The sequence below is a fragment of the Pseudoalteromonas sp. LC2018020214 genome (assembly GCF_016598755.1).
GTDB classification, from domain to species: Bacteria; Pseudomonadota; Gammaproteobacteria; order Enterobacterales; family Alteromonadaceae; genus Pseudoalteromonas; species Pseudoalteromonas distincta.
The window spans coordinates 1,795,663-1,807,878 of the sequence record NZ_CP066804.1 but is presented as its reverse complement, the minus strand read 5'-3'; the positions used below and the strand labels follow the sequence as shown (position 1 = coordinate 1,807,878).

The following is a 12,216-nucleotide window of genomic DNA, read 5'->3' as shown; positions in this document are numbered from 1 at the left end:
GTTGCAAAAGTTTATGTTTTTAATGATTTGATAGGTAAATAGGATGAGGAATTAGCGATGTGTAAAAATTGTAATTTGAATTATTTTCATCTTGGTTAAAAAGTAGTAACTAGTGTAAAAGTTCTAAAAGTACTTTATTTTCATAAATATAACTTTTTATTATTATAGGGTGAACAAAAATGAGTTAAGTAGACACACAAACACGTTAAAAGTGTTTTTACTCTAATTTGTATCGTAATTTCTAATCTCTTATGCCTGTATGTAAAACATACTTTATGGATTTTAATTAGAATAAGTTGAATAAAAATTAACGAAACCATTAAATCTAATCCGTTATTTTTACTACTAACTACATAGCCATAATAAATGGCTAAAACGCAGTGGTTTGCTTTTAAACTTTCATAGAAAAACAGGCCATTTTGGTTTAAACTGCGCGCAATTTAAATACATCATTACTCCTTTGGAGGGTAGCGCTATTATTAGTACAGCTAATGTCACCATGCAATTTGGTGCTAAACCATTATTTGAAAATATCTCAGCAAAATTTGGCGATGGTAACCGTTACGGTTTAATCGGTGCAAATGGTTGTGGTAAATCAACATTTATGAAAATTTTAAGTGGTGAGCTTGAAGCGTCTTCAGGTAATGTAAGTACTGATCCTAACGAACGCGTTGCTAAACTTAATCAAGATCAGTTTGCCTACGAAGAATACTCAGTAATCGATACCGTGATTATGGGCCACAAAGAGCTGTGGGAAATCAAACAAGAACGTGATCGTATTTACTCTTTACCTGAAATGAGCGAAGAAGACGGTATGAAAGTAGCCGATCTTGAAACTGAATTTGCTGAAATGGATGGTTACTCTGCGGAATCTAAAGCAGGTGAGCTTTTATTAGGTGTAGGTATTGGCACTGACCAACACTTTGGCCCAATGTCAGAAATTGCACCGGGTTTTAAGCTGCGCGTACTACTTGCACAGGTGTTGTTTTCAGACCCAGACATTATGCTACTAGATGAGCCTACCAATAACTTGGATATTTACACCATCAAGTGGTTAGAAGACGTGTTAAATCAGCGCGACTGTACCATGATAATCATCTCGCATGACCGTCACTTTTTAAACTCTGTTTGTACACACATGGCCGACATTGACTACGGCGAGCTTCGTATTTACCCAGGTAATTATGACGAATACATGTTTGCAGCAACGCAAGCACGTGAGCAATTACTTAACGAAAACGCGAAAAAGAAAAACCAAATTGCTGAACTTCAACAGTTTGTATCTCGTTTCTCTGCTAACGCATCTAAAGCTAAGCAAGCAACATCGCGTGCTAAACGTATCGACAAAATCCAATTAGACGAAGTTAAAGCATCTTCACGCCAAACGCCGTTTATCCGTTTTGATCAAGAAAAGCAGTTATTCAGAAACGCACTTGAAATGACAAACCTAACACAAGGTTTTGACGACAATACGTTGTTTTCTGGACTTGAAGGTTTAGTAGAAGTTGGCGAACGTATTGCTATTATTGGTGAAAATGGTGTTGGTAAAACAACATTACTTAATACATTAGCAGGGCGCTTAGCCCCTAAAGCTGGTGAGTTTAAGTTCTCAGAAAATGCGAATATTGGTTACTACGCGCAAGATCACGCTGATGAGTTTGCAACCGACATGAACTTGTTTCAGTGGATGGAGCAATGGCAACAAGAAGGCGACGACGAGCAAGTGGTTCGTAGCTTCTTAGGCCGTATGTTATTCTCTCAAAACGATATTAAAAAATCAGTTAAAGTAATTTCAGGTGGTGAGCAAGGCCGCATGTTGTTTGGTAAAATTATGATGCATAAGCCAAACATATTGTTAATGGATGAGCCAACTAACCACATGGATATGGAATCAATTGAAGCGCTTAACTTAGCCCTTGAAGCTTACGAGGGTACATTGATGTTTGTTTCCCACGACCGTCAGTTTGTATCATCAGTTGCGACCCGTATTTGGGAAATTAAAGACGGTAAAGTTATCGACTTTAGAGGCAACTACGCAGAATACCTAGCGAGTAAAGAAGCTTAATTAGCTATTTACCCGTTAACTCTAAAAAGCCATGTTTAAACATGGCTTTTTTTTGTTTTTGTGAGTCGCAATTAAACTTGGTTTGGGTATAATACCCGCCTAAAACCGGACATAAGTCCGCTATTTTTAAAATACATTACTGAGGAGTATTTATGACTGTTGGCATTATTATGGGTTCTAAATCAGATTGGCCAACCATGGAACATGCAGCACTTATGCTAGAGCATTTTGGCATTAAGTACGAAACCAAAGTCGTGTCTGCACACCGCACTCCTCAATTACTTGCTGATTACGCAAGTTCAGCCGCAGAACGTGGTATTAAAGTTATTATTGCTGGTGCTGGCGGCGCAGCGCATTTACCTGGTATGGCAGCTGCTTTTACGTCGCTTCCTGTGCTTGGCGTACCTGTAAAATCAAAAGCATTAAATGGTGTTGATTCACTTTTATCTATTTGCCAAATGCCTAAAGGTGTTGCAGTAGGTACGCTTGCAATTGGTGAGCCGGGCGCAGCAAACGCGGGTTTATTAGCTGCACAAATTTTAGGATGTCAAAATCCAGAAATTTTTGCAAAAATTGAAGCGTTTCGTAAAGCTCAAACCGACACTATATTAGCTAATCCAAACCCTGCAGAGTAATAATGAATATTTTAATATTAGGTGCAGGGCAACTTGCACGTATGATGAGCCTTGCAGGCGCGCCGCTTAATTTAAACGTTGTTGCGTACGATGTAGGCAGTAAACAAATTATGCACCCGCTAACCGGTGACATTTATAACACGTCGCTTGAGCAAGCAATATCAAACGCTGATGCCATTACTGCAGAGTTTGAGCACATTCCTGATGATGTTCTAACCCTTTGCTGTAACAGTAATAAGTTTTACCCAGGTAAAGCCGCTATTAAAACCGGTGGCGACCGCTCGCTTGAAAAGGCATTGCTGGATAAAACAAACGTAACTTGTGCGCCGTACCAATTAATTACTGAAAAAGCGCATTTAGAACTTGCCGTTAAAACTCTAGGTAAACCACTTGTAATTAAAACATGCCAAGCGGGTTACGATGGAAAAGGCCAATGGCGTTTAAAATCGGATGATCAAATAGACGAAATTTGGTCACAAATGGCTGATTTTATTGCATCAGGTACTGAGCTTGCGCCACATACGATTATTGCTGAAAAAATGATCCCGTTTGATCGTGAAGTATCTATTATTGGTGCGCGCGATAAACACGGTAATGTTGCTATTTATCCGCTAACAGAAAACGAGCACACAAATGGTGTATTAACGCTTTCTGTTGCCGGTAAAAATAATCAAAGTGTTGAAGCTCAAGCAAACGATGCATTTACAAAAATAGCAAATGAGCTTAACTACGTTGGCGTGTTAGCTATTGAGTTTTTTGATGTACATGGCACGTTACTCGTTAACGAAATTGCACCGCGCGTACATAACTCAGGCCATTGGACGCAACAAGGTTGCCATTGCTCGCAGTTTGAAAACCACATGCGCGCTGTTGCAGGCTTACCGCTTGGTAATACAGAGCTTAAACACATTACCGCGATGATAAACGTATTAGGCCAACCAAGTATTCCAAGTGAAGTATTAAAAACGTTTGATGTAACGAGCCATTGGTACGGTAAAACAGCTAAGCCAGGTCGTAAAATGGGCCATATTAATGTATCAGCTGTTAATATGGGTGAGCTTGCAGACAAACTTGGTGAACTTACAGAGTACCTACCAGAGCAAGATTATCCTGGTATTTTAAAAACAGCTGCCAATTTAGTGCTCAGCGAATAGTTATCATACCTTTATATAAATACCGGCTTAAGCCGGTATTTTTTTGTCATAAAAATGGGCTTTGAATATGTAATACTGTTAAAGTCTAATTTTAAATTTGTGAAGTAAAACAATGAAACTAAAAACAATATCTGGCGTGCTAGCCATTACTGCATTATTTAGCTTAAATACATTTGCATCGGAATCTCTTCGTGTTGCAACTTTTAATGTAAGTATGGATGCAACTAATCACACGCCTAAAGGTGAGCAAGTTAAAAGTGATGCTTTAGTTAATGCACTTAAAGCTAACCACCAGCAAATTAAGAACATAGCGGAAATTATTCAGCGTGTTCGCCCTGATATTATTTTACTTAACGAATTTGATTACATCCCAAAAGCGCAAGGCATTGAATACTTTAATCAGCATTATTTAAATGTAGGTCAGCAAAAACAAGCCGCTATTAACTACCCTTACTCCTATATTGCACCTGTAAATACAGGCCTAGCTACCGAGTATGATTTAGATAACGATGGCAAAAAAAATGGCGTGATGGGCGATGCACAAGGCTTTGGCTTTTTTGAAGGGCATTATGGCATGGCTATTTTGTCAAAATACCCAATTAATTTTGATAAAGTAAGAACCCTTCAAACCTTTAAATATAAAGACATGCCAAATGCACAAATGCCTGTGATGCCTAAAACAGGTGAAAACTGGTATAACGCACAAGAATGGCAAACACTTAGACTCAGTTCTAAATCGTTTTGGGATTTACCTATTAGCGTAAATGATAAAACAATTCATGTTATTGCATCTCACCCAACACCGCCTGTATTTGACGGTGAAGAGGATAGAAACGGCAAGCGTAACCACGATGAAGTAAGGTTAATTGCCGATTACGTTTCAAATGCTAAGTATATTTATGACGATAAAGGCGAAAAGGGTGGTTTAAAAGCTCACTCTCGTTTTGTTATTTTAGGCGATTTAAATGCAGCCCCTGAGGGGGACAAAGCCCGTACGAATACCACCGACCAATTACTTAAAAACCCACTTATCAACGCAAGCTTTGTTCCAAAAAGCGAAGGTGCTAAAGAGCAGTATGATGTGCCTTATGCACAAAATTACAGTGCTAATTGGCAAGCCCGTGTTGATTACGTTTTACCGTCAAACTATGGTTTAAAAATTAGGGACGGTGGTGTGTTTTGGCCTACTAAAACGAGTAGTGAATATCGTTTAATTAAAGATAGAAACGCATCGAGCGATCACCGCATGGTTTGGCTTGATTTGGTAATTGAATAACGCCTATTAACAAGAGAAGCGCTAGTAAACAGAGCTTTACCCTGTTTAATGGCTATTTATCTTAAAAAATTGCAATAACTTAAGTGCTTCTGCTTAAATACGGCTTAATTATAATAACCGTATAGAAGCACTATGATTTTTAATTTTTCTTCATCTAAAACGTTAGTGGCCTTAGCTGTTGCCTCAAGTGTTATGCTTGCAGGTTGTAGCGCTACCGCTAACACCTCTTCAACACAGCAAAGTGCTTTACCAGCAAGTAAGGTTGCTGCGGTTGTGAACACGCCAGCAGATATCGGCTCACAAAAAATAACGCTAGAACAAGCAATGGCCGATCCTGATTGGATGGGCAATCAGCCAGAGAACGCTTACTGGGCTAGCGATTCGGCTACTATTATTTATGCTCAAAAAGAGCAAGGTAATACACTACGCAATTTATTTAGCCAATCTGTTACTAGCCAAACAGCAGAGCAGGTAGCTCTTAATAAACTTCATACTGTGGGTTCTAATAAAGCCGTTTATTCTAAAAATAAAACAATGGCGGCTTACACGTTTAAAGGCAATGTGTTTGTTAAAAACCTAAAAACCGGTGAACTTAAGCAAATTACAGCTACATCAGCAAACGAGTCTAAACCACAATTTTTAAATAATGGCGATTTAGTTTACCGCCAAGGCAATGTTTTTTTTAAAGTTGATTTAAAAACAGGCTTAACCACTGAGCTTGCTAACTTGAAACTTGCTGATGAGCCAAAAGGGATTGAAGAGCCAAGCACGTATATTGCTAAAGAGCAGCATAAACTGATTAAGTTTGTGGCGCTTCAACAAAAAAATAAAAAAGATCAGCAAGCACGTAATGAGCAAATTAATGAACAAAACGATTCAATTGCTAATACGGCTTACTACTTAGGTGACGGTAATAAAGTTGCAGAGGCTCAGCTTTCGCCAAATGGTGATGCGTTATTAGTCGTTGTACAAAAGCAAACAGATTGGCGTGGTGATGGCGATATTATGCCTAACTACATTACAAATGATGCAACCATTGAGCCTAAAAAAGCACGCCGCCGTGTAGCTGACGCTAAAGAAGAAACCTCAAAGCTTGTGTACATCAATTTAACTAACAAAGAACAAACTTCACTTAGCTTTAATACCTTACCGGGCTTTGACGAAGATGTTTTAGCCGCAGTTAAAAAAGAAAATTATGCACGTGATGGTAAAATATATAAGTCTAAAAAGGCGCCTCGTGGCATTAACCTTATTATGGACTGGGGTTTTGAGCAAAGCCCAATAGTATGGAACGATGACGGCTCGCAAGTGGCTATCATGCTCGAAGCATGGGATAACAAAGACCGCTGGCTTGCTACCGTAGATTTTAAAAACAACAAACTTGTGTCGCAACATCGCCTACATGACGATGCATGGATTGCTTATGCGTTTAACGATTTTGGCTGGTTACATAACTCAAACTCGCTTTATTACCTATCGGAAGAGTCGGGTTACAGCCAGCTTTATAAAAAACCAATTAACGGCAAAGCAACCGCGCTAACACAAGGCCAATTTGAAGTTTCTAACTTAACGCTTACCAGTGACAACAGCGCAATTTATTATAAAGCGAATGTTGAACACCCAGGTCTGTACGAAATTTACCGTGTTAACCCGCAAACTGGTAAGAGTGAGCAAGTTACTGACTTAAACGGCATGACTGATTACACGTTAAGCCCAGATGAAACTAAGTTACTCCTTAAGCACTCTACAATTACGATGCCTAATGAGCTTTATGTAGCTGACGCACAAGCCAATACAAAAGCAACGCGCTTAACTCATACAGTGTCGGATGAGTTTTTAGCTAAAAAGCTAACAGCCCCTAAAATTGTTGCTGTCCCATCTAGCCATACCGAACAACCAATATACGCAAAAGTGTACTACCCAGCTGATTATGTAGAAGGTGAAGTAGGTAAAAATCGCAAAGCAGTTATTTTTAACCACGGCGCGGGTTACTTACAAAACTCACATATGGGATTTTCGGTTTATTTTCGTGAATTTATGTTTCATTCATTGCTCGCTGATGAAGGTTACATAGTAATGGATATGGATTACCGCGCATCTAAAGGTTACGGGCGTGATTGGCGCACCGCGATTTATCGTCAAATGGGAACGCCTGAAACACAAGATTTAGCCGATGGCGTTAAATGGATGGCGCAAAATGCCAACGTTGATACCAAAGCAGTCGGCACTTATGGTGGCTCTTACGGCGGCTTTATGACCTTTATGGCATTGTTTACCGCGCCTGAGTTATTTCAATCGGGTGCGGCACTTAGACCTGTTACCGATTGGGCACATTACAACACGGGGTACACTGCTAATATACTAAACCATCCTGATGTTGACCCGATTGCGTATGAGCGCAGCTCACCAATTTATTACGCTGAGGGCTTAAACAAACGTTTACTCATTAATGCCCCAATGGTTGACGATAACGTGTTTTTTCAAGACTCAGTGCGTTTAGTACAGCGCTTAATAGAGCTTGAAAAACAAAACTTTGAAACAGCTATATTCCCTGTTGAACCGCATGGCTTTGTACAGCCTTCAAGCTGGTTAGACGAATACCGCCGTATTCATAAATTATTTAAAGAAACGCTTTAAGCTTTAATTATAAAAACAAAAACGCCGCATTGGTTTAGTTAACTAATGCGGCGTTTTTATTGGGTTGAACAAAATCTAACTTTATTTTTTCTTTTTAAAGTTCTTTTTAAAGAGCTCTATAACCAGTGGTATGGCAAGCAGAGTCCCGCCAATTACACCAATTAAATGTGCATCAATAGCCACAGTGGAGTTAATAAGCTTTCCTATATCAGCATTAGGGCCGCTAAATTGCTCAAACGCTATTTTAATCCATACGCCTATAAATAATAAATAACCCGACTTAAGCCCTACGGTTATATCTTTAACTGCGCCCCAAATAATTACACCATGCAGTAGAGCACTTAATCCGGTGTAAATATGTATGTTTGGGCAAAACCAATAAACACCGAGTCCACACCACAGTGCTAGCGCACTTGTATTAAAAGCGTAGCGAGTAGGGGATGTGTATTCGCCATGTAGTAACCATATTAGTAAAACACCACTGGCATTTAGTCCCAAATGAGCCCAATTAGCATGAACAAATTGGCTAGAAAAGATTCGCCACAGTTCGCCATCATCAATTAGGCTTCGGTTAAATTCAAGTAAACTATTTAAATCAAATGCAGCAAAAATGGTACTAAAAAGCAGCAAAATAATAGGCGGTGATATATAACGAGGTTGAATAGGTAAATTAAGCATTTTATTATATTTTTTTAGTCAAAATTTTTGCATATTGTGCCTGTTTAACTTTAAGATGCCAAATACAACTACGTAATTAAGTGTTTTTAGTATTTTTATGCATTTTAAACTTAACTCATTATTTGCCATTGGACTGTGCGCAGTATCACTGCCTTCATTAGCACAGCAAACAACTCAAATTGAAACTCGCGAACCTGAAGCTGCTACCGGATTAATCCATAAAAAAGTGGTGCAAGGTGATAAATACATGGTAGCTGCGGCAAATCCATATGCCTCAAAAGCCGGTCAGCAAATTTTAGCCCAAGGCGGCAGTGCCGTAGATGCTGCGATTGCTACTCAACTAGTGCTTACTTTAGTTGAACCGCAATCCTCAGGTATTGGCGGTGGTACATTTATGATGTATTACAACAAAGCTAACAATAAATTGACTAGTTTTGATGGCCGCGAAACTGCACCTGCAAATGCAGACGAAACGCTGTTTTTAGATAAACACGGTAAAGCCGTTAAATGGATTGAAGCCGTAGTAGGTGGACGCTCTGTTGGTGTACCCGGTATTTTACATGCCTTTGCAAGCGCACATAAACAATACGGTACATTACCGTGGGAAGCGCTTTTTAAACCTGCTATTGAACTTGCAGAGCAAGGCTTTGTAGTTTCGCCGCGTTTACATGGCTTATTAGCCCGCCAGTTAAACCCAGGCGTGTTGAGTATGCCGATTATTAACGAATACTTTTACCCAAATGGTAAATTAATTGAAGTAGGTAGCGTTAAAAAGAATCAACCACTTGCTGATTTGTACAAAGACATTGCCAAGCAGGGCATTGATGCATTTTACAAAGGCGAAAATGCAAAACAAATGGTTAATGCGGTACAACACTCTAAAATTGCCCCTGGTAAATTAAGTGTGCAAGATTTAGCAGATTACAAAAGTAAAGAACGCGATGCGGTATGTATTCAATACCGTGCTTATAACGTGTGTTCTATGGCACCACCAAGTAGTGGCGGCGTAGCAGTACTACAAATGCTTGGCTTGCTTGAACATAAAGATATGAGCGCACTTAAGCCAAACGGCGAAAAGGCGATTCATTACTTTAGCCAAGCTTCGCGTATTGCATTTGCCGATCGCGATATGTACATGGGCGATCCCGATTTTACTCAAGTACCTACACAAGAGCTCCTAAACAAAGATTATATGGCCTCACGCGCTAAATTAATTACCGAAACAGACCAAAAAGCGGTAGCTGGTAATCCTGTAGGGTACTTAAGTTATGCAATGGATGATTCATACGAATTACCTTCTACCTCACATGTATCTATTGTAGATAGTAAAGGTAATGCCGTTTCGATGACCAGTTCAATTGAAATGGCGTTTGGCTCTACGGTTATGGTTAATGGCTTTATTTTAAATAACCAATTAACTGACTTTTCGTTATCGCCACGTAAAAATGGCAAGCTTGTAGCAAACCGTGTAGAGGCCGGAAAACGCCCGCGTAGCTCTATGTCACCGGTAATGGTATTTAATAAAGATGGTAGCTTACGCTTAATTGTAGGCTCACCTGGTGGTAGCCGTATCATTGATTACGTTGCACAAGTTGTTGTGGGTGTTATTGACTGGAATTTATCAGCGCAAGACGCCATTAACTTACCGCGTACAACAAATCGTAACGATTATACCAGCCTTGAAAAAGGCACAGCCATAGAAGCCATTGCGCCTGCACTTACCAAACGCGGCCACAATGTACGTATTATTGATTTAAACTCAGGCTTACACGCAGTTGAAGTTAAAAATAATACCTTATATGGTGGCGCTGATCCGCGCCGTGAAGGTGTTGCGTTATCTGATTTAACTGATAATAACGCCACTATCAAATTTTAAATTATGTATAATATACATGCGGGCAGTGAAGCCCGCATGTATTTTCTCTCAATGGTCTGACTAGCTTAATTGTCGTTGCAATTAAACCTCTAACACTGATAATGACAGATCATAACTTAAGACTCCGTTAAAGCCTGGAAATATGACAACTAATACTGATCCTAACTACTTATATATTCATCATTCTGGCCCTGGCCTAATTGAAACACCGCTATTAAATAAAGGCAGCGCCTTTAGTAAAAAAGAACGCGAAAATTTCAATCTTGCTGGTTTACTTCCTCCTCGCTTTGAAACAATAGAAGAGCAAGTTGAGCGTTGTTATCAGCAGTATTCTAGCTTTACCGACAACCTTAATAAGCATATTTACTTACGTGCGATTCAAGATAACAACGAAACACTTTACTACCGTTTAGTACGTGACCACCTTGAAGAAATGATGCCAATCATTTACACACCGACAGTGGGCGATGCTTGTGAAAAATTCTCAGACATTTATCGCAGCGCACGTGGTTTATTTATTTCGTATGAAGATCGTTACCAAATTGACGACATTTTACGCAACGCTACCAAAGGTAAAGTAAAAGTTATTGTTGTAACCGATGGCGAGCGTATTTTAGGCCTAGGCGATCAGGGTATTGGTGGCATGGGTATTCCAATTGGTAAATTGTCACTTTACACTGCGTGTGGTGGTATAAGCCCAGCATACACATTGCCTGTAATGCTTGATGTGGGTACTAATAACGAAAAGCTTTTAAACGATCCTATGTACATGGGCGCACGCCATAAGCGTATTGCTCAAGACGAATACGATGAGTTTTTAGATTTATTCATTAAAGCGGTTAAACGTCGCTGGCCGAATGTATTACTTCAGTTTGAAGATTTTGCACAGCCAAATGCAATGCCATTACTTAAGCGCTACCGCAATGAAATTTGTAGTTTTAACGATGACATTCAAGGTACTGCGGCTGTAACAGTCGGTTCTTTACTTGCTGCGTGTCGCGTTAAAAATTCAACCCTAAGCCAACAAAAAGTAGTGTTTGTGGGCGCAGGCTCTGCTGGTTGTGGTATTGCTGAGCAAATTATTAGCCAAATGGTTTTTGAAGGTATTTCAGAAGCTCAAGCGCGTAGCCAAGTATTTATGGTTGACCGTTTTGGTTTGCTTTCAGAGGGTATGGAAGGCTTACGCGATTTCCAACAAGCACTTGCACAACCTAAAGGCTCTTTAAGTGATTGGACATACAGCGGCGAGTACGCATCACTGCTTGATGTTATGCACTGTGCTGAGCCTGACATTTTGATTGGTGTTTCTGGTCAACCTGGCTTATTTACAGAACAAGTAATACGCGCTATGCATGCCGGTTGTGAACAGCCAATTATTTTCCCATTAAGTAATCCATCTAAGCAAGTAGAAGCGCATCCTGCTGATGTGATTAAGTGGACTGACGGTAAAGCACTTGTTGCCACAGGTAGCCCATTTGATCCTGTTGAGTACAATGGCGAGACGTTCCCAATCCCACAATGTAACAACAGTTATATTTTCCCGGGTATTGGTTTAGGTGTTATTGCCGCTAAAGCGACGCGCATTACAGATGCTATGTTAAGTGTGTCTAGCGAAATGCTTGCAGAGTCGTCGCCGCGTGCCAACACAGGTAAAGGCAGTTTATTACCAGCCCTGACTGAAATTGAAACGCTAAGTAAGCGTATTGCATTTGCCATTGCTAAAAAAGCAATCGAAGAGGGCGTTGCTCTTGAGATTACGGATGATGCGTTATGGGCAGCAATCGACAAAAATTACTGGTTACCAAAATACCGTAACTATAAACGTTGTAGTGTTTAATTAGGTTTATACGTAATTAAAAATAAATAACGTTGTAGGCATAGTTACAACGCTTAAC

The 12,216-nt window shown here is 39.7% G+C and carries 8 protein-coding genes; 7 read left to right on the top strand and 1 reads right to left on the bottom strand.

What is annotated here, in order from left to right:
* The first annotated feature begins 475 nt into the window (after positions 1 to 475).
* From JG479_RS07980 to JG479_RS07960, 5 genes are all read left to right on the top strand, one after another.
* Positions 476 to 2,065: an ABC-F family ATPase gene (locus JG479_RS07980; protein WP_076914937.1), complete on the top strand. Its 1,590-nt coding sequence runs from the start codon at positions 476 to 478 to the stop codon at positions 2,063 to 2,065.
* 152 nt (positions 2,066 to 2,217) lie between these two features.
* Entirely contained in the window at positions 2,218 to 2,700 is a 483-nt protein-coding gene (purE, locus tag JG479_RS07975) for a 5-(carboxyamino)imidazole ribonucleotide mutase (RefSeq protein WP_002962540.1), read from the top strand.
* A 2-nt stretch (positions 2,701 to 2,702) separates the two neighbouring features.
* Complete coding sequence (locus JG479_RS07970; protein WP_200220289.1) at positions 2,703 to 3,854, top strand: 5-(carboxyamino)imidazole ribonucleotide synthase; 1,152 nt, start codon at positions 2,703 to 2,705, stop codon at positions 3,852 to 3,854.
* Between the two features lie 112 nt (positions 3,855 to 3,966).
* Entirely contained in the window at positions 3,967 to 5,130 is a 1,164-nt protein-coding gene (locus tag JG479_RS07965) for an endonuclease/exonuclease/phosphatase family protein (RefSeq protein WP_200220288.1), read from the top strand.
* Positions 5,131 to 5,262: 132 nt separating this feature from the next.
* Positions 5,263 to 7,767: a S9 family peptidase gene (locus JG479_RS07960; RefSeq protein ID WP_200220287.1), complete on the top strand. Its 2,505-nt coding sequence runs from the start codon at positions 5,263 to 5,265 to the stop codon at positions 7,765 to 7,767.
* Positions 7,768 to 7,848: 81 nt separating this feature from the next.
* Here the strand turns inward: JG479_RS07960 and rrtA are convergent, their stop codons facing one another.
* On the bottom strand, positions 7,849 to 8,445 hold the full coding sequence (rrtA, locus tag JG479_RS07955; RefSeq protein ID WP_200220286.1) for a rhombosortase: 597 nt from the start codon (positions 8,443 to 8,445) through the stop codon (positions 7,849 to 7,851).
* A gap of 97 nt (positions 8,446 to 8,542) precedes the next feature.
* On the opposite strand from rrtA, the gene ggt reads away from it, so the two are divergent.
* Entirely contained in the window at positions 8,543 to 10,321 is a 1,779-nt protein-coding gene (ggt, locus tag JG479_RS07950; RefSeq protein WP_200220285.1) for a gamma-glutamyltransferase, read from the top strand.
* A 142-nt stretch (positions 10,322 to 10,463) separates the two neighbouring features.
* Positions 10,464 to 12,158 carry an NAD-dependent malic enzyme gene (locus JG479_RS07945; RefSeq protein ID WP_149592354.1) on the top strand — a complete coding sequence of 565 codons (1,695 nt, stop codon included), beginning with the start codon at positions 10,464 to 10,466 and terminating at the stop codon, positions 12,156 to 12,158.
* Positions 12,159 to 12,216: the final 58 nt, after the last annotated feature.